The organism is Dechloromonas sp. CZR5 (genome assembly GCF_008711155.1).
In the GTDB taxonomy this organism is placed as follows: domain Bacteria; phylum Pseudomonadota; class Gammaproteobacteria; order Burkholderiales; family Rhodocyclaceae; genus Azonexus.
On the sequence record NZ_VUYQ01000001.1, the window covers coordinates 353151 to 371852 of the forward strand.

Consider the following 18702-nt stretch of genomic DNA (forward strand, 5'->3'; position numbering starts at 1 on the left):
GCTACATCCGGTCGGTCAGGTCGACGACGCGGGCCAGTTCCTCCAGCGAGGTCACGCCGTCCAGGACGCGGTTCAGGCCGTCGTCGGCCAGGGTGGTGAAGCCCTGCAGCATCGCGCGGCTGCGGATCTCGTGCGTGGTGGCACGGCGGGCGATCAATTCATCGATTCCGGCATCGATACGCAGCAGTTCCATGATCGCCACCCGGCCGCGGTAGCCCTGGAAGTCGCACAACTCGCAACCGGTTGCCCGGAACAACACCGTGCGCGGTCCTTCTGCGAGCGGGCCAAGCAGTCGGATTTCGTGCGGCTCGGCGTGGTAGGGGGTCTTGCAGTGCTCGCACAGGCGGCGGATCAGGCGCTGGGCGACGATACCGATGATGTTGCCGGCCATGATGTCGGGCAGCACGCCGATATCAAGCAGGCGCGGCACGGCGCCGATGGCTGAGTTGGTGTGCAGGGTCGTGTACACTTGGTGGCCGGTCATGGCCGCACGGAAGGCCATCTCGGCGGTTTCGGCATCGCGCACCTCGCCAATCAGGATGACGTCCGGGTCCTGGCGCATCATCGAACGGATGCCGTTGGCGAAATCGAGCTTGGCGGCCTCGGCGACCGATGTCTGGCGGACCATGGCCATCGGGTATTCGACCGGGTCCTCAAGGGTCATGATATGGATGCCCTCGCTGTTGATGTGATTCAACACCGAGTACAGCGTCGTCGTCTTGCCGCTGCCGGTCGGGCCGGTGACCAGGATGATGCCCTCCGGCCGCGAGATCATCAGTTTCAGCTGGTGTAAGTGCTCTTCGGCCAGGCCCAGTTCTTCCAGCGGCACGATCCCCTTCTGGCGGTCAAGAATGCGCAGGACGATATTTTCGCCGTGGATGGTCGGCTGGCTGGCGACGCGGAAGTCGATCGGGCGCCCGGAGACGGTCAGGCCGATGCGGCCATCCTGCGGGGCGCGCATTTCGGCGATGTTCATGCCGGACAGCACCTTGATGCGTACCGTCATCGCCGGCCAGTAGGATTTATGCAGGGCGCGAATCTGGCGCAGCATGCCGTCAATGCGGTAGCGGATGCGCAGGAAGTTGGCTTCCGGTTCGAAGTGGATGTCCGACGCTTCGCGCTTGACGGCATCGGTGAGGATCGAGTCGATCAGGCGGACGACCGGCTGGCTGTACTCGTTATCCGTGGTCGACAGGCTCTGCCAGTCGATTTCACCGGTCTCGATCTCGTGCAGGATGCCGTCGATGGACAGTTCGTGGCCATAGTACTGGTCGATGGCATGGTCGATTTCCGATTCGCCTGCGAGCAGGGTGTCGATCTCGGTGCCTTCTTCCAACTGCGCGCGCACCCGGTCCAGGCCGACGATGTCGTTGATGTCGGAAATGGCCAGGGCGAGCCGCCGGTTGTGGGCATCGTAATCGAGGGGCAGCAGGTGGTGGCGTTTGGCGAGGTCGCGCGGTACCAGCTTGAGGGCCTGGGGGTCGACGGCAGCATGGCGCAGATCGATGCTCTGTTTGCCCAGGCTTTCCGAGAGCGCATGGCGCAGCGTGGCTTCGGTCACAAACCCGAGCGATACCAGCAGCTTGCCGATCGGCTGGTTCTGCTTCATCTGCTCCAGCAGGGCGATGCGCAGCTGGTCTTCCGACAGGATGCCTTCGGAGATCAGGATTTGTCCGAGCGGGCGACGCTGGAGGATGGAAGTGCTCATCGTGGACCTAACGCGGCGCTTCAGGCGTCAGTTCGCCCAGGCGTTTCTCGACCCTGGCGCGGTCGAAGGCGGCTGGCCGGCGCGCTGCTGCTTCCAGGGCCATGCGGTAATGCTGGCCGGCCAGGCGGGATTGGCGCAGATGGTCAAGGCTGACCGCCAGGTTGAACAGATAGTCCGGGTTGTCGCCATCGGCAGCAACGGCGTTGAAATAGACCTGTTGTGCTTCCGGCCAGCGGTTTTGGCGGGCGTAGAGGTTGCCCAGTGCGAAGTTCAGCGCAGCGGATTCGGGCTGGGCCGAGAGCAGGGTTTTCAAACGGCTTTCGGTGTTCTGCGGGTCCATATCCGACGCACTGCCGCCAAGTACCGCGGCTTGGGTCGCCGGATCGCTCGGGTTGGCAACCCAGGCGCGTTGGCGGAGTGCCTCGGCATCGCCAGTCCTCCCCTGACGCTGCGCGATGGCGGCCAGGGCCAGCAAGGCATCGGTATTGTTGTGGTCGTGCTGCAGGACCTGCTCGTAATCGCGGCGAGCCGAGTCGAATTCGCCACCTTGCAGGCGGGCATGCCCCCGCGACAGGGCTGGGTCGGCTTCCGGCCGGGTACGGGTCAGGCGAATCGGTGCGGCATCGGGGGGGGCGGCCTCGACGATGCGGTTCGGGGCCGGAGGCGTTTCGTGGCGAAGTGCAAAAAGTGTGCTGTCGGGGGATGCCGGCGCAGCGGGAGGCGCGGCGATGGCAGGCTGAATGCCCTGTGTTGTCGGAGTGGGCGGCGATGTAGCGGGCGGTGCCGAGTGTGCCAGTGAACCGCGATTCATGGCGTTCAACTGATACCAGACGTATGCCCCGATCGACAGGCCGGCTACACCCAGTGTGCCTAGTGCCAGCCAGAGCGGCAGGCGCGATGGCGGTGAGGCAACGGGCTGCTTCGCGGCGAAGGCGTTGCGGATGCTGTCGCGATTGGACTGCTCCACCTGCTGGTTGCGCGGCGTGGGGGGTACGGCCGGTTGGGCATCCGGTGAGGTGGCGTGGGGAAGTGGAGTGCTGGCCAGGTCGGCGTCGACGGCATCTATGTAACTGGCCAGATCGGGGAGTGGATTCGTTGGCGCACCGCTCTTGTCGCTGCTGATCGGTTCGAGGCTGAGCTTGGATTCGGACGGCGTATTCGGCGGAATGCCGAACTGCGCCCGTGCGGCCTCCTGCTTGGCTAGTTCCGCCCGCTTCAGGGCATCCATCAACAGGCTCATGCAGCGTACTCAGCGGCTCGGAACAATGTTGAAAGGCTGGGCTTCATTTGGTTGCGCAAAGAAGCCCTCATTAGGCAGATAGCCCTTCATCACGGCGTAATCGCCGTCTAGGCTGGCATCTTTTATGACAACAGGGCGCAGGAATATAACCAATTCAGTTTTTTTGGCAGCGTTGTTTCGATTGTTTGCGACTTCACCCAAAAGAGGGATTTGGCTAACTAGCGGTACTCGCTGATTTTGATAGTCGATTTTATCTTCCATCAGTCCTCCGAGAACGGCTGTGTTGCCACTGGCCACTCGCATGATTGATTCGATTTCTCGGGTTCGAATGACAGGGACGTTATTGCTGATCTTTAAGCTAGGGTTCGGGTCCGGTTGTACCCCCACCACGCTGGTAATAGTTGGGCGAATATTTAGAGTGACGGCGTCACCATCGCTAATTTGAGGCGTTACGCTTACTACAAGTCCTATCGAAACTGACTGTGGAGTGGTGGTGTAGGTTATCGTCGTGCCGACGTTTGCTGTTGTTGTGGTGTCAGCCTTTACATTGAAATAAACGTAGTTTTCTACCACCTTAAGCAGGGCTGTTTGATTGTTTAATACTGAAAGGCGCGGACTTGAGAGCACTTTCGTGGTTCCAAACGTATCAAGCATTGTGATCAAAGCATCAGGGCTTGCCGATGGGTTGGTGTATTTCAAGTTTGCAACATCTTTTGTTAGCGCATTACCAACAAAGGTGAACGTGCTGCCATTGGTTAATTTGCTCCAGTTTATGCCTTGCTGATAACCGTCATTGAGGGTTACCTCAACAATGGTTGCCTCGATCAGCACCTGGCGACGCGCCGAGTTAACGACACGGTCAACAAACTCCTGTATCCGGTCATGCTGGCGCTGTGTGGCGCGCACGGTGATCACGCCGCTTTCTGCATTCATGATCACCGATGCCGCTTCGCGGAAGGTGCTGTGGCGCACGAGTGTCGTAGCGGCACCCTGGCTGGCCGAACTCGGTGTTGGATTACCTTGTAGCGCGTTGGCTATAGTTTGTGCGGCGCGCCGACCGGTTTGCGGCAGTGCGGCAGCGCCTGTTGCGGTCTGCTCATTGTTTTGCTCATAGCTGGTTTCGCTGGAGCCTTCCGGCAGGACCTTGTCGGTTTCGCGCAGGATGTCCTTGATGTTTTTCTCAAGCGATTCCCAGAACTGGTTTTTCGACGAGTTCTCGATGCGCGTATTCGAAATGTTGCCGCCGCTGGCACCGGTCGCCGGCATGGCACCGCTTCCGGTCGGCAAGCCGGTGGCGATCTGGGTGTTGGCCGATACGGTGCCCGTGACATTGCGGGCCATATTGACGTAATCGACCTTGTAGTGCTTCAGGAAGGGCGTGTCGGGCATGACGGCTAGGTTGGGCCCGTCCAGTTCGAAACGCATGTCGACCTGCTTGGCAATTCGGGTCAGCAGCTGCGGCAGGGTCTGGTCGATGGCATTTAACGTGACATTCCCGGTAATCCCCGGGTGGATGTCGACATTCACCTTGGCATCCCGGGCCAGTGCGAAGAGCAGGTCGCGGACCGGTACATTGTTGACCACGACGCTGTAGGTTTCCGCCTTGCGGCTCGGGCGCGGTTTGGGCAAGGCGAGCGTTTGCTGGACTGGCGCGGGAATGCTGCCGGATGCCGTAGTCGGCGAATTGTCGCTATTCAGGTGTCCTTTGAGCGGCTCGCGCGGTGTCGGCGCGGCGCAGGCGGCAAGCAGGAGGGCAGTGAGCGGGGTGACGATGAATCCGATTTTCATCGGGTTATGCCTTGTCTGAACGGTATGGTCGCATGTTATTGGGCTATCGGTACGATGCTAGCACGTTCTATGGTGAAGGCGCTGCGTTGGCTGCCGGTTTGCGGCTCAATGAAGCCTGCTGACTTGTCGCGGGAAGGGCTGGATGGTCTTGATCGACTCGGGGAGCGCCTGCATGGCGGCGACGGCAGCTTCCCGGGTAGTGAAGTCGCCATAAATCACCCCGATGCGGTCGCGGCCGGAGAGGCTGGAGCGATAAGCGCGTATCTGCGTCGGCTCAAGGGAGGCCACAGCGCGTGACAGAAAGCCCTCGATTTCGCCGGTGTGCGTGGCGTCGGTGGCCAGTAACTGGATGAAGTAGTGGTTGCGCGGGGTGTTCTTTGCCCACTCTTCGTACTGGGCCAGGTGCTGGCGGGTCAGCGGGCCGAATCGAAGCTTGTCCGGGGCGGAGGAGGGGGCGGTCTGTGTTGGTGTGCCGGATACCGGCTGGGATACGGCGGGGGCAAGTTGCCTAGTGGGTTCGGGGGTGCCATGTTCGCCGGGTGTTGCAACCTGCTGTTGGCCAAGATTGAGTGTCATGACCATGAGCATGGCCGCAACGCCTGCGCCGGTCACGCCCCACAGCAGGGGTTGAAGGTTGAATGGGCGTTTTGGCTGCAGAGGCGAAAAGTGCGCATCCTGTTCGGCGGTTCGTACTTCCCCGCAATCGATTTTGTGACTTCCGGCGGAGTAGGCCGCCAGAAGGGCTTTGTCGGCAATGATGTTGATACGGCGGGAGAGCCCTTCAGAGGTGCGGGTGATCATCCGTATCGCTTCGTCGGTGAAGGGGTTGGGGCCGTGATAGCCGGCAGCTCGCAGGCGAAATTCGATGTAGGACGCGACATCGGGTTGCTTGAGCGGAGCGAGATTGAAATGCTGGGTGATCCGTTCGCGCAGCTGCCGCATGTCGGTGGCTGCCAGTCGTTCGTCGAGTTCGGGTTGGGCGAACAGGGCGATCTGAAGCAGCTTGGTCGCTTTCGACTCCAGATTGGAGAGCAGCCGGATCTCCTCCAGCGATTCGGCGGGCATGGCATGGGCTTCGTCGATGAGCAGCACGACGCGCTTGCCCTCGGCGTAGCGCTCGATCAGCGCCTCCTGCAATGCGCGGGTCAACGAGTGGGTTGCCTTGCCGTCGGTGGGAATGCCGAGTTCGTCGGCAATGGCACCGAGGATTTCCTGGCGTGACAAGGACGGATTGGCGAGGTAGAGCGTTTCGACGTTGCGCGGCAGGCGCTCGAGCAGCATCCGGCACAGCATGGTCTTGCCGCTGCCGACTTCGCCGGTGACCTTGACGATGCCTTCGTCCTGCGTGATGGCATAGATCAGGGCGTCCAGCGTCGGGCCGCGATTGGCACCGGTGAAGAAAAAGTCGGTATGCGGCGTGATGCGGAACGGCGGTTCGCGCATGCCGAAGTGTTCGAGGTACAGGCTCATTGCCGGTTCCAGCTTTCCATCCGGTTGTACAGGGTGGTGCGGTTGATGCCGAGGCGCCGTGCCGCTTCGCTCATGTTGCCGCCGCTCAGCTCGATGGCGGCTTCGATGTAGCCTTTTTGCCACAGTTCGAGTGTCGCGTCGAGGTTAAGATGAGTGCTGTGTTCGAGGTGCTGGCGCGCGGCTTGGCGCACTTCCTCGGGTTGCGCCGCATTCAGGGTGATTGCCGTGGCCGGTGGTGCCGCGCTGTCCGGGTAGTCGAGTTCGGCCCGCAGCTGTTCTGCCGTGACGGCTTGGCCGGTGTAGCGTGCCGTCAGCCTGATGGCGATGTTGCGCAGTTCGCGAACGTTGCCGGGGAAGGTGTAGTCCAGCCACAGCGATTGGGCGTCGGGTGCCAGCGTGAAGGGCTCGGCACGAGCAGTGGCAGCACAGTTCTTGCGGAAATACTCGAGCAGCAGCAGGCGGTCCAGCCCGGTTTCGCGAACCGGTGGGACGGATACCGTGAACACCGACAGGCGATGATAGAGGTCGGGACGAAAGCGTCCGGTCTTCATTTCCTGGCGCAAGTCGCGATTGGTGGCGGTGATGATCCGCGCGGTCGAAATGCGAGTATGGGTTTCGCCAACTCGCTGGTATTCGCCGTTTTCAAGAACACGCAACAGCTTCGGCTGCAAATCCAGGGGGAGTTCGCCGATTTCGTCGAGGAACAGCGTGCCGCTGTCGGCGTCTTCAAAATAGCCTGCCTTGGCCGTCTGGGCGCCGGTAAAAGCGCCCTTGGCGTAGCCGAACAGGGTCGGTTCGAGCAGGGATGGAGAGATGGCAGCACAGTTGAGTGCCAGGAACGGTTTGGCGTGACGTTCGGTCAGACGGTGTAAGTAGTGGCTGGCGACGATGTCCTTGCCGCTGCCGGACTCACCCTCGATCAGCACCGGGTAGGCCAGGTTGGCGTACTGGCCGAGTTGCAGGCGCAGGCGCTGCATGGGCAGGCTTTCGCCGATCAGGCCGCCGGGCGACTCCCCTGAGGGGGCGCTGTCAAAACGCAGTACCTGGCGGAACAGTTCGGCCAGTCTGGACGGGTCGCAGGGTTTTGCAACGAATTCGACCGCCCCCAGTGTTCTCGCGTGACGTGCGTTTTCGTCGTCGCTCTGGCCGGACAGAACAACGATCTTGAGGTCCGGATATGAAGCAAGCAGGTCGCCGATGAGTGCAAAACCCTCGTCGGGGCGGTGCGGAAGCGGCGGAAGCCCGAGGTCGACCAAGGCCAGTCGCGGTGGATTGCGGAGTTGGCGCAACAGGTTGCGGGCATGCGAACGGGAATGGCTGGTAAGGACGTCATATTCCTGCGCAAACGCAAAACTGAGCGATTCGCTGATCAGGGAATCGTCATCGACAATCAGCAGGAGCGGCTTGGCAACTGGCAACGGCGCAACATTCCATGTGAAATTTTTCCGATTATAGCCTTGTCGTTTCAGGGCGACGGCGGGGGTTCTGATAAAATCGACAAACTTTTGTTTCAGGAAAACATCTTGTCCGACGACATCCTGGTTGATATCGAGGATCTGCACTTCACTTATGACGGGCGACCGGTGCTGCAAGGGATCAACATGAAGATTCCGCGCGGCAAGGTGGTTGCCATCATGGGTGGTTCCGGCTGCGGAAAAACCACGCTGCTGCGCTGCATCGGCGGCCAGTTGCGGCCGACCGGCGGGCGCGTGCGCCTCGAAAAACACCAGGTATGCGGCATGTCGCAGGCCGACTTGTACGATCTGCGTCGCCGCATGGGCATGCTTTTCCAGTTCGGTGCCTTGTTTACCGACATGTCGGTTTTCGACAACGTTGCCTTCCCGATGCGCGAACATACGGATCTGTCCGAGGAAATGATCCGTGATCTCGTCTTGATGAAGCTGGAGGCGGTCGGTTTGCGCGGCGCGCACAAACTGATGCCGGGTGAATTGTCTGGCGGCATGGCGCGGCGGGTTGCCTTGGCGCGCGCGCTGGCGCTCGACCCGATGCTGGTGATGTACGACGAGCCCTTTACCGGTCTCGATCCGATCGCGCTCGGCGTCATCGGCCAGCTTATCCGCAAGCTGAACGATGCGCTGGGGGCGACCTCGATCATGGTCACCCACGATATCCATGAGTCGTTGCTTATCGTCGATTACATCTATTTCCTGAATGGCGGTCGCGTGGTTGCCGAGGGAACGCCGGACGAAATCCGGGCGTCGAAAGATCCGTTCGTGCATCAATTCGTCCATGCCGAGCCGGACGGGCCGGTGCATTTCGACTATCCGGCCGTGTCGGTCCGCGATGAATTCTTGAGCGGGGTGGCACGTGCTTGATCCGGTCGGGTTGTTGCGCAAGCTGGGGCATGCCGCCGTTGAACGTCTCTGGCGCCTGGGTTTTGCGGCACGCTTTTTCTGGGTAGTGCTGATGTATTCCGGCGCTTCCTTCCGGCGTTTGCCGCTGACCTTGCGTGAGATTTACTTCAGCGGCGTATTGTCGTTGTTGATTATTCTGGTTTCGGGACTATTCGTGGGGCTGGTGCTTGGCCTGCAGGGCTATGAAATCCTGCAGCGCTTCGGTTCGACAGAAGCCCTGGGGACGCTGGTGGCGCTGTCATTGACGCGTGAGCTGGGCCCGGTTCTGGCTGCGATTTTCTTTGCTTCCCGCGCCGGTTCGTCGGTGACTGCGGAGATCGGTTTGATGAAGGCCACCGAGCAGCTCAAGGCCATGGACATGATGGCCGTCAATCCGATTGCTCGCGTCGTCGCGCCGCGCTTCTGGGGAGGCGTGATTTCAATGCCCCTGCTGGCGGCCATCTTCTCGGCGATGGGTGTGCTCGGCGGCTGGCTGATCGGTGTCGTCTTCATCGGTGTTGACGACGGCTCGTATTGGTCGCAGATGCAGTCGAGCGTCGATTTTCGTTTCGATGTCTGGAATGGCATCGTCAAAAGTTTTGTTTTCGGTGTCGCGGTATCGCTGATCGCTGTCTTTGAGGGATATGACTCGGTGCCGACTGCCGAGGGGGTCTCGCGGGCGATTACGCGAACCGTGGTGACGTCGGTGCTGGCCGTGCTGGCACTCGATTTCGTTCTGACATCGTTCATGTTCCGGGGAACTTCATGAACCGTACCGTTCTCGACCTGTGGGTCGGCTTTTTCGTTGCAATCGGCATTGCCGCCGTCATGTTCTTGGCACTCAAGGTTGGCAACCTTTCGACTGCACATCTGTCCGAGACTTATGTCCTGCAGGCCAAGTTTGATAACATTGGCGGCCTCAAAGTACGTGGTCCGGTGAAAAGCGCTGGCGTTGTGGTCGGTCGCATTACCGACATCCAGTTTGATTCCGCGACTTACGAGGCCGTGGTGACCATGTCCATCGACGGCCGCTATCGTTTTCCGAAAGATACCTTCGCTTCGATCTTCACGGCGGGCCTGCTGGGTGAGCAATACATCGGATTCGATGCCGGTGGCGACGAGAAGATGCTGAAGGCGGGGGATACCATTGGCAAGACACAGTCGGCTGTGGTGCTTGAAAAGCTCATCAGCCAGTTTCTATTCAGCAAGGCAGCAGACGGACAGGACAAGAAATGACGAAAAGTCTCGGCTTATCTCCGATGCGCATGGGGCGCCAGTGGGCGCTGGGGGCGCTGCTGGTGCTGGCATGTGCGGGCAATGCACTTGCCGAGGAAAACCAGCGCGATCCTTACGAAGGGTTCAACCGTTCGATGTTCGCGGTTAACGAAGCAATCGATAAATACGCTGCCAAACCGGTGGCGCAGGTCTACGATGCCGCCGTACCGTTGCCGGTTAAAGCCGGCGTCGGCAACTTTTTCGGCAACGTCGGCGACCTGTGGATCGGCGTGAATAGTGCGCTGCAGGGCAAATTTGCCGATGCGGGCGTGGATGTCGGGCGTTTGCTGATCAATTCGACGCTGGGCATTTTCGGGCTGTTCGATGTGGCCAGCGAACTGGGTCTGGAAAAGCATGAGGAAGATTTTGGTCAGACGCTGGCGGTGTGGGGGGTTCAGGATGGCGGTTATCTGTTCTGGCCGTTCATCGGACCACGTACCGTGCGTGATACGGCGGGCTTTGGCGTAGATTCCTTCGTCGACCCGGTCTGGCGCGTGCAGCCCGTTCCCGTGCGCAACAGCATGGTGCCGCTGCGCTTTGTCGATGTTCGCGCCAGCCTGCTGCCGGCTGACAAGATTGTCGAGGAAGCTGCACTCGACAAGTACGCCTATATTCGCGATGCTTACCTGCAACGTCGCCGTAACCAGATTTTCGATGGCCGCCCGCCGCGGCTGGATGATTGATCGTTTTTCCTGCTGACCATGAAAAAAATATTTGCCCTGTTTTTTGCCGGCCTTGTTTCTACTGCGGCTTTGGCCGAGGATGCTCCGGATGCGCTGGTTCAGCGCGTGACGGAAGAAGTGCTGGAGATCATCCGCCATGACAAGGATATCCAGAACGGCAGCACCAACAAGGTGATCGACTTGGTCGACAAGAAGGTTCTGCCGCACTTCAACTTCCAGCACATGACGGCGCTGGCGCTGGGCAAGGAATGGCGCAAGGCGACACCGCAGCAACAGCAGCAGCTCACGGCCGAGTTCAAGACCCTGCTGGTGCGTACCTATTCCAATGCACTGACCAGCTACAAGAACCAGAAAGTCGTTTACAAGCCGCTCAAGATGGCGCCGTCCGATACTGACGTGCTGGTACGCACGGAGATTCATCAGCCCGGAAACAAGCCGGTGCAACTGGATTACAGCCTGGAAAAGCAGGACTCCGGCTGGAAAGTGTACGACGTGGTGGTCGCCGGGATCAGTCTGGTGACCAACTATCGCGACCAGTTTGGCCAAGAGGTCCGCAATGGCGGTATCGATGGCCTGATTGCGTCGATTGCCGCCAAGAACAAGTCTCTGGAAGCGAACCAGAAGAAATGATCGAACGACAGGACGGGCGCCTGCTGGTGATGGTGCCCATGATAATGGCCAATGCCCGCGGCCTGCTTGATGCAGGCCGTTCTGCTTTGCAGCAGGGCGAGGTGGTATTCGATTTTTCGGCGGTGGACGAGGCCGACTCGTCGGCTATTGCCGTGATGCTCGGCTGGTTGCGGGCGGCCGATGTCGTTGGCGCACGTGTGAATTTTGCCCATATTCCGGCTGGTGTGCGTTCGCTGGCCGAACTGTACGGCGTTACCGACCTCCTGCCCCTGGCCTGAAGGGCTATTCATGGTCGCCGCTGTATCCATCGTTGACGTCGTCAAGCATTTCGGGTCTTTGCGGGCCCTGGCCGGGGTGTCGCTCGATATCGAGCAAGGTGAATTCTTCGGTCTTCTGGGGCCGAACGGGGCCGGCAAGACGACGCTGATATCCTCCCTGGCAGGTTTGGTCCGTCCTGATTCAGGGGCGATCAGCGTCATGGGCCACGACGTGATCCGTGACTTTCGCGAGGCCCGCCGTTTGTTGGGGGTCGTGCCTCAGGAATTGGTGTTCGATCCTTTCTTTAACGTGCGGGAAACGCTACGCATCCAGTCCGGCTATTTCGGCATCCGCAAGAACGACGACTGGATCGACGAGATTCTCGAAAATCTCGATCTGACGAGCAAGGCCGACGTCAATATGCGTCGCCTGTCCGGGGGCATGAAGCGCCGGGTGCTGGTGGCGCAGGCGCTGGTGCATCGTCCGCCGGTGATCGTGCTGGATGAACCCACGGCGGGCGTCGATGTCGAATTGCGCCAGGGGTTATGGCAATTCATCCGGCGCCTGAATGGCGAAGGGCATACGATCATTCTGACGACGCATTATCTTGAAGAGGCCGAGGCGCTATGTAACCGTATCGCGCTGATGAAGCTGGGCAAGGTCGTGGCGCTTGATACGACCATCAATCTGATGGCCGCACACCCGGGGGCGTCGCTGGAAGAGGTGTTCGTCAGGACGCTGCAGTCATGATCGGCTTCCTGACCCTGCTTGAAAAGGAGTTCCTGCGCTTCTGGAAGGTGGCTTTCCAGACGGTCGCCGCGCCGGTTCTGACCGCACTGCTCTACCTGTTGATCTTCGGGCATGTGTTGGACGATCACGTCACCGTTCACGGTGTTCGCTATACCAGTTTCCTGATTCCCGGCCTGATCATGATGCAGGTCTTGCAGAACGCCTTCGCCAATTCGTCGTCCAGCCTGATCCAGGCCAAGATCACCGGTTCCATCGTCTTCGTGCTGCTGCCGCCGATTCCCTATGGAGCCTTTTTTGCCGCCTACGTCCTGGCGGCCGTGTTGCGCGGCCTGATCGTTGGGTTGGGCGTTCTGCTCGCGACGGTCTGGTTCGTCGACCTGAAAATGATGGCGCCGCTCTGGATCGTCGTGTTTTCCATGCTCGGCGGCGCCCTGTTCGGCGCGCTCGGCATGATTGCCGGCATCTGGTCGGAAAAGTTCGACCAGCTGGCCTCCTTCCAGAATTTCCTGATCATGCCGCTGACCATGTTGTCGGGCGTTTTCTATTCGATTTACACCTTGCCTACATTTTGGCAGGGGGTGTCGCATTACAATCCTGTCTTTTACATGATCGATGGCTTCAGATATGGCTTTTTCGGTGTCTCGGATGTGGCGCCGGAAACCAGTCTGCTGGTCGTCATTGCCTGCTTCACGGTGGTGTCCTGGGGGACGCTGAGCCTGTTGAAGCGGGGCTGGAAGCTTAGAGCCTGAGTAACATGAACCCCGAACATATCAAGCAGCTGATCCTGGCCGGCATGGCCTGCGACTTTCTCGAACTGGATGGCGACGGCCAGCATTTCCAGGCCATCGTCGTGAGCAGCGAGTTCATCGGCAAGAATCGTGTGCAGCGCCAGCAGCGCGTATATGAAACCCTGAAGGAAAAGCTGGCGACCGGCGAATTGCACGCCCTGTCCTTCAAAACCCTCACCCCGGAAGAATGGAGCGCCCAGCGTGGATAAGTTGTTGATTGAAGGGGGCAAGGTGCTCTCCGGCGAAGTGGCCATGTCCGGTGCCAAGAATGCCGCCCTGCCCATCCTGTGCGCCTCGCTGCTCACTGCCGAGCCAGTGCATTTCACCAATGTGCCGCACCTGAACGATATCTCGACCATGTTGCGCCTGTTGGGCGACATGGGCGTCGGTGTCACCATGGATGGCGTGGATGGACTGGTCCTCAATGGCGGTGGCCTGAACAACCCGGTCGCTTCCTACGAGATGGTCAAGACCATGCGTGCCTCGATCCTGGTACTCGGCCCGCTGGTCGCCCGCGGCGGCGAGGCCCGCGTCTCGCTGCCCGGTGGCTGTGCCATCGGCGCACGGCCGGTGGATCAGCACATCAAGGGGCTTCAGGCCATGGGCGCCGAGGTCAAGGTCGAACAAGGCTATGTCCATGCCAAGGCGACCCGCCTGAAGGGGGCGCGTATCTGCACCGACATGGTGACGGTGACGGGTACTGAAAACCTGATGATGGCCGCCTGTCTGGCCGAGGGCGAGACGATCATCGAGAACGCCGCCCGTGAACCGGAAGTGGTCGATCTGGCCAACTGCCTGATTTCGATGGGCGCCCGCATTTCCGGCGCCGGTACCGACGTGATCCGCATCCAGGGTGTCGACAAACTGCATGGTGCGACGCACGCCATCATGCCGGACCGCATCGAAACCGGCACCTATCTGTGTGCAGCGGCCGTCACCGGCGGCGATATCCGCCTGCTGAAAACCTCGGCTGCCTATCTCGACACGGTCGTCGACAAGCTGATGGATGCCGGCTGCGACATCACCGTCGAGCGCGACGCCATCCGCCTGGTTGCTCCGAAGCGCCTGAAGGCGGTCAGCCTGCGCACGGCGCCTTATCCGGCCTTCCCAACCGACATGCAGGCCCAGTTCATGGCCATCAACTGCGTTGCGGACGGTGTGGCAACCATTCGCGAAACGATCTTCGAAAACCGCTTCATGCACGTCAACGAATTGATGCGCCTGGGGGCCAATATCCAGATCGAGGGCAACAATGCCATCGTGCGCGGTGTCGAGCGACTGGAGGGGGCGACCGTGATGGCGACCGACCTGCGTGCCTCGGCGTCACTCGTCATTGCGGCCCTGGTGGCGGACGGCGAAACCTTGATCGACCGTATCTACCATTTGGATCGCGGCTACGAACGGATTGAGGAAAAATTGGCCAAACTGGGGGCGTCGGTCAAGCGGGTACATTGATTCTCGGTCTGTGGGGCTGCTCATTTTGTCGCAGAAAATTCATTTGCCGGGTAGGGTGTCAATGGAAAATGAAAAAAATGCTTGGCGTATTCGAAATGCTGCTCCATACTCCGGACTTCGGGATTTCCAGGCAGTGTGTTGTTCCTGCACCGTAATCGGTTTGTCAGCTCCTCGGTCTTGGCTCTCGTAATTTTTTCAATCTTTTCCAAGGAAGCTACAAATGGCAACTGGTACCGTCAAGTGGTTCAACGATGCTAAGGGTTTTGGTTTCATCTCCCCGGACGGCGGCGGTGAAGACCTCTTCGCTCACTTCTCCGCAATTCAAGGCAACGGTTTCAAGTCTCTGGTCGAAAACCAGAAGGTCACCTTCGACATCGTTACCGGCCCGAAGGGCAAGCAAGCCGCGAACATCAACAAGGCCGACTAAGTCGTCCTGCTGATCGCGAAAAGCCCGGCTTGCCGGGCTTTTTTGCGTTTACGCGACCGGTTGCACATGGCATGGGCAGCCTCCATAATCGTCGCTTTACCCCAGAAGAACGAGGAGAGACCGATGTTGCGCAGAACCTTCATCGCCACCGCCGTGGCTACCGCCCTATTGGGTGCCGCCGCAGCCCAGGCGCAGACCTACCGTGCCGAGTATCGCCTGTCGACCACGCTGGGTACAGCTTTCCCGTGGGGGCAGGCGGGCGAACGGTGGGCCGAACTGGTCAAGGAAAAGACACAGGGGCGCATCGTCATCAAACTCTATTCCGGCAACTCGCTGGTCGGCGGCGAGCAGACGCGCGAATTCACCGCCATCCGCCAAGGCGTGATCGATATGTCGATCGGCTCGACAATCAACTGGTCGCCACAGATCAAGGAACTGAACCTCTTTTCGCTTCCCTTCCTGATGCCTGATTACAAGGCGATCGACGCGCTGACCCAGGGCGAGGTCGGCAAGGATCTGTTCTCCGTGCTGGAAAAACGCGGCGACGTGATTCCGTTGGCCTGGGGCGAGAACGGTTTCCGCGAAATGTCCAACTCCAAGCGTCCGATTGCTTCGCCGGTCGACATGAAGGGTATGAAGTTCCGCGTTGTGGGCTCGCCGCTCTATAACGAAACCTTCTCGGCGCTCGGTGCCAATCCGACCCAGATGAGCTGGGCCGATGCCCAGCCGGCGCTGGCCTCCGGCGCGGTTGACGGCCAGGAAAACCCGCTGTCGGTCTTTGTTGCCGCCAAGTTACCGACAGTTGGCCAGAAATACCTGACCCTGTGGCATTACGTCGCCGACCCGCTCATTTTCGTGGTCAACAAGCAGGTGTGGAACAGCTGGACGCCGGCTGACCGCGAAGCGGTGCGTCAGGCGGCGCTGCAGGCCGGCCGTGAGAATGTGGATAAGGCGCGCAAGGGAATCGCCGGCAACGACAATGCCGTGCTGAAACAGATCGAGACATCCGGCGTGACCGTCACCCAGCTGACCCCGGCCCAACGCGATGCCTTTGTGCAGATAACCCGCCCGGTATACGACAAATGGTCGAAGACCATCGGTGCCGATTTGGTCAAGAAGGCCGAAGCGGCCATCGCCAAGCGCTGAGTCTGTTCTCGTCTCGCCGCGCTGACCGAGGTTGGCGCGGCGTTTTTGCTTTTCTAGAAATGATCCATGTCTGAATCCGACAAGGCCGCCCCAGGCGGCAAGCTGACGCTCGGCACCATCGAGCGTTTCCTGATGGCCGCCTCGATGGGCGTGCTGTGCCTGCTCACCATGGCCAACGTGCTGGTCCGTTATTTCACCGATATTTCCTTCGCCTTCACCGAGGAAATATCCGTGGCCCTGCTGGTGGTCATGACCCTGGTCGGCGCATCGCATGCCTTTGCCAGCAACCACCATATCGCCATTACCTTTTTCGTTGATCGCCAGCCTGCCCTGCACGGCGCTGCGCGCCGTTTAGCCGCTTTCTGCTCGCTGATCATGTTCGGTCTGCTCGCCTGGTATGGCGTACGGATGACCTGGGATGACTACAGTTTCGAGGTGACGTCGCCGTCGCTCGGGGTGCCGCAATGGTGGTACACCATCTGGCTGCCGCTACTCTCAATACTTATCGTGCTACGCCTGTTGGCCGTGCTGTGGCGAGGGGGCAAGTGATGGACTGGATACTCTTCGGCATCTTTATCGTCCTGATGCTCTCCGGCGTGCCGCTGGCGGTGGCCATGGGCCTGGCCGGCGTGGCGGTGGTGGCGATTGCCGATTTCGGCATGTTGTCGCTGCCGACCAATGTCTACACCGGCATTGCCAAATATCCGCTGATGGCCATCCCGGTCTTCGTCATTGCCGGCCTGATCTTTGAAAAGGCCGGCGTGGCGGCCACCATCGTACGTTTCGCGTCAGCCCTGGTGGGCCAGCGCCGGGGCAGCCTAGCCATCGTTGCCATCCTGGTGGCGATGATCCTCGGCGGCATTTCGGGGTCTGGGCCGGCCGACTCCGCGGCGGTCGGTGCGGTGATGCTGCCGTCCATGCTCAAGGCCGGCTATCCGCGCTCGTTCACGGCCGGCGTCATCGCCGCCGCCGGATCGACCGACATCCTGATTCCCCCGTCCATCGCCTTCGTCATCTACAGCCTGCTCGTGCCGCAGGCCTCGGTGCCGGCGCTGTTCGCGGCCGGCATGATTCCCGGCATCCTGTCCGGTCTGACGCTGATCCTGGTCGCCTGGTGGTTGTCGGTCAAGCATGGGTTCGAGGCCGATGTGACGGACGAACGCCCGCCGTTCTGGCAAAGCCTGAAGGAAGCCGGCTGGGGTCTGGCGGCGCCGGTGATCATCCTCGGCGGTATGCGCAGCGGTTTCTTCACGCCGACCGAGGCGGCCGTCGTCGCGGTGTTCTACGGCGTGCTGGTCGGTACGGTCATCTACCGCAGCCTGAGCTGGAAGGATATCTACAACGTTCTCGTCGAGTCGGCCGAGATTTCCTCGGTGATCCTGACTGTCGTCGCGCTGGCCAGCGTCTTTGCCTGGGCGAGCAATACGCTGGGCACTTTCGATCATCTGGCCGCCGCCCTGCTCGGCACCGGGCTGTCGGAAATCCCGATGCTGCTCAGCATTCAGCTGCTGCTGCTGATTGCCGGCATGTTCCTCGATGCCATTTCGATCTATTTCATCTTTCTGCCGCTGCTGGTGCCTATCGCCATGCACTTCAACTGGGATCTGGTGTGGTTCGGCGTGATCATCACGATGAACATGGCGCTCGGCCAGTTCCACCCGCCGCTTGGGGTGAATCTGATGGTGACCTGCCGAATGGCCGGGGTGTCGATGGAATCGACCGTGCCGTGGGTGTTGTGGATGGTTGCGGCGATGGCCGGAACGATGTTCCTGGTTACCTTTGTGCCCGATCTGGCGCTCTGGTTGCCGCGTCACCTCGGGTATTTGTAGTGCGTCTTCCCAGTCGCAGTAAGCGACGAGCAGCGCAAGGGGCGTGCAATGCGCCCCGCCAGCCCCTTGCCCTTCGGGTTTGCCGTGGCGGGCGGTCGCCGGCCTTACTCGGTTTGGGAATGGAACCACCATTTCCTGCGCCTCGTGCCTTGGCGCCCATCCCGTCACGGCAAACGCTGGCTTGCCGGTTACTGTGAAGACGCCCTATCGGCTCTGCTAAAATGGCGCTTTCGCCTTTTTAGCAAGCCTTCCCGTGACGACCATCACCATTGCCCTGTCCAAGGGCCGCATTTTCGACGAAACCCTGCCGCTGCTCGCCGCTGCGGGGATCGTGCCGACCGAAAACCCGGAAACCTCGCGCAAGCTGATCATCGAGACCAACCAGCCGAACGTGCGGGTGGTCATCGTCCGCGCCACCGATGTGCCGACCTATGTCCAGTACGGTGCCGCCGACATCGGCGTGGCTGGCAAGGACGTGCTGATCGAGCACGGCGGCGAGGGGCTGTACGCGCCGCTCGACCTGAAGATCGCCAAGTGCCGCATGATGGTCGCCATTCCGGAAGGCTTCGATTACGAGAATGCCGTCCGCCAAGGGGCGCGTCTCAAGGTGGCATCGAAATACACCAAGACGGCGCGGGAACATTTTGCCGCCAAGGGCGTTCATATCGATCTGATCAAGCTCTACGGCTCGATGGAGCTGGCGCCGCTGGCTGGTCTCGCCGATGCCATCGTCGATCTGGTATCGACCGGCGGCACGCTGAAGGCCAACAAGCTGGTCGCCTGCGAGCACATCATGGACATTTCGTCGCGCCTCGTCGTCAATCAGGCCTCGCTGAAGGTCAAGCGCGAAACCCTGCAACCGATTATCGACGCCTTTGCCCAGGCGGTGGAGAAGTAAGTC

General features: G+C 60.5%; 19 protein-coding genes and 1 pseudogene. 15 read left to right on the top strand and 5 right to left on the bottom strand.

The genetic code is table 11. From position 1 onward, the window contains the following. Position 1: 1 nt before the first annotated feature. The 5 genes from F1002_RS01740 to F1002_RS01760 form a co-directional block, all read right to left on the bottom strand. A complete protein-coding gene (locus F1002_RS01740) occupies positions 2 to 1708 on the bottom strand; it encodes a GspE/PulE family protein (RefSeq protein ID WP_150427307.1) in 1707 nt (568 codons plus the stop codon). A 7-nt stretch (positions 1709 to 1715) separates the two neighbouring features. Beyond that, on the bottom strand, positions 1716 to 2948 hold the full coding sequence (locus F1002_RS01745; protein ID WP_150427308.1) for a tetratricopeptide repeat protein: 1233 nt from the start codon (positions 2946 to 2948) through the stop codon (positions 1716 to 1718). Positions 2949 to 2957: 9 nt separating this feature from the next. Then, complete coding sequence (locus tag F1002_RS01750) at positions 2958 to 4736, bottom strand: pilus (MSHA type) biogenesis protein MshL (RefSeq protein WP_150427309.1); 1779 nt, start codon at positions 4734 to 4736, stop codon at positions 2958 to 2960. A gap of 105 nt (positions 4737 to 4841) precedes the next feature. Next, positions 4842 to 6206 (bottom strand): AAA family ATPase, encoded by a 1365-nt coding sequence (locus F1002_RS01755; RefSeq protein ID WP_150427310.1) that lies wholly within the window; start codon positions 6204 to 6206, stop codon positions 4842 to 4844. After that, positions 6203 to 7624: a sigma-54 dependent transcriptional regulator gene (locus F1002_RS01760; RefSeq protein ID WP_223879421.1), complete on the bottom strand. Its 1422-nt coding sequence runs from the start codon at positions 7622 to 7624 to the stop codon at positions 6203 to 6205. Before F1002_RS01760 ends, F1002_RS01755 begins: the two co-directional genes overlap by 4 nt. 105 nt (positions 7625 to 7729) lie before the next feature. On the opposite strand from F1002_RS01760, the gene F1002_RS01765 reads away from it, so the two are divergent. The 15 genes and pseudogenes from F1002_RS01765 to hisG all read left to right on the top strand — a co-directional run bounded on the left by F1002_RS01765 (position 7730) and on the right by hisG (position 18699). Next, the gene (locus tag F1002_RS01765) at positions 7730 to 8542 is read left to right on the top strand and encodes an ABC transporter ATP-binding protein (protein ID WP_150427311.1); all 813 of its coding nucleotides are present in this window, start codon (positions 7730 to 7732) and stop codon (positions 8540 to 8542) included. Further along, positions 8535 to 9329: a lipid asymmetry maintenance ABC transporter permease subunit MlaE gene (gene mlaE / locus F1002_RS01770; protein WP_150427312.1), complete on the top strand. Its 795-nt coding sequence runs from the start codon at positions 8535 to 8537 to the stop codon at positions 9327 to 9329. Before F1002_RS01765 ends, mlaE begins: the two co-directional genes overlap by 8 nt. Beyond that, positions 9326 to 9796 carry an outer membrane lipid asymmetry maintenance protein MlaD gene (mlaD, locus tag F1002_RS01775; protein WP_150427313.1) on the top strand — a complete coding sequence of 157 codons (471 nt, stop codon included), beginning with the start codon at positions 9326 to 9328 and terminating at the stop codon, positions 9794 to 9796. The genes mlaE and mlaD overlap by 4 nt, the downstream gene beginning before the upstream one ends. After that, positions 9793 to 10518 (top strand): VacJ family lipoprotein, encoded by a 726-nt coding sequence (locus F1002_RS01780; RefSeq protein ID WP_150427314.1) that lies wholly within the window; start codon positions 9793 to 9795, stop codon positions 10516 to 10518. Before mlaD ends, F1002_RS01780 begins: the two co-directional genes overlap by 4 nt. Positions 10519 to 10536: 18 nt before the next feature. Then, a complete protein-coding gene (locus tag F1002_RS01785) occupies positions 10537 to 11148 on the top strand; it encodes a phospholipid-binding protein MlaC (protein ID WP_150427315.1) in 612 nt (203 codons plus the stop codon). Beyond that, positions 11145 to 11426, top strand: coding sequence for a lipid asymmetry maintenance protein MlaB (locus tag F1002_RS01790; protein WP_150427316.1), 282 nt, complete (start codon positions 11145 to 11147; stop codon positions 11424 to 11426). Before F1002_RS01785 ends, F1002_RS01790 begins: the two co-directional genes overlap by 4 nt. 10 nt (positions 11427 to 11436) lie before the next feature. Next, a pseudogene (locus F1002_RS01795) lies at positions 11437 to 12123 on the top strand (ABC transporter ATP-binding protein); the annotation flags it as partial. A gap of 29 nt (positions 12124 to 12152) precedes the next feature. Beyond that, positions 12153 to 12905 (top strand): ABC transporter permease, encoded by a 753-nt coding sequence (locus F1002_RS01800; protein WP_150427318.1) that lies wholly within the window; start codon positions 12153 to 12155, stop codon positions 12903 to 12905. Positions 12906 to 12910: 5 nt separating this feature from the next. Next, positions 12911 to 13153 carry a BolA family protein gene (locus F1002_RS01805; protein ID WP_150427319.1) on the top strand — a complete coding sequence of 81 codons (243 nt, stop codon included), beginning with the start codon at positions 12911 to 12913 and terminating at the stop codon, positions 13151 to 13153. Then, positions 13146 to 14399 (top strand): UDP-N-acetylglucosamine 1-carboxyvinyltransferase, encoded by a 1254-nt coding sequence (gene murA, locus F1002_RS01810; protein WP_150427320.1) that lies wholly within the window; start codon positions 13146 to 13148, stop codon positions 14397 to 14399. The genes F1002_RS01805 and murA overlap by 8 nt, the downstream gene beginning before the upstream one ends. A 220-nt stretch (positions 14400 to 14619) precedes the next feature. Further along, positions 14620 to 14826 carry a cold-shock protein gene (locus F1002_RS01815; protein WP_150427321.1) on the top strand — a complete coding sequence of 69 codons (207 nt, stop codon included), beginning with the start codon at positions 14620 to 14622 and terminating at the stop codon, positions 14824 to 14826. Between the two features lie 123 nt (positions 14827 to 14949). After that, complete coding sequence (locus F1002_RS01820; protein WP_150427322.1) at positions 14950 to 15972, top strand: DctP family TRAP transporter solute-binding subunit; 1023 nt, start codon at positions 14950 to 14952, stop codon at positions 15970 to 15972. Positions 15973 to 16038: 66 nt separating this feature from the next. Beyond that, complete coding sequence (locus F1002_RS01825; RefSeq protein WP_150427323.1) at positions 16039 to 16521, top strand: TRAP transporter small permease; 483 nt, start codon at positions 16039 to 16041, stop codon at positions 16519 to 16521. Then, on the top strand, positions 16521 to 17801 hold the full coding sequence (locus F1002_RS01830; RefSeq protein WP_150427324.1) for a TRAP transporter large permease: 1281 nt from the start codon (positions 16521 to 16523) through the stop codon (positions 17799 to 17801). The genes F1002_RS01825 and F1002_RS01830 overlap by 1 nt, the downstream gene beginning before the upstream one ends. Positions 17802 to 18054: 253 nt before the next feature. Beyond that, positions 18055 to 18699 (top strand): ATP phosphoribosyltransferase, encoded by a 645-nt coding sequence (gene hisG / locus F1002_RS01835; protein WP_150427325.1) that lies wholly within the window; start codon positions 18055 to 18057, stop codon positions 18697 to 18699. Positions 18700 to 18702: the final 3 nt, after the last annotated feature.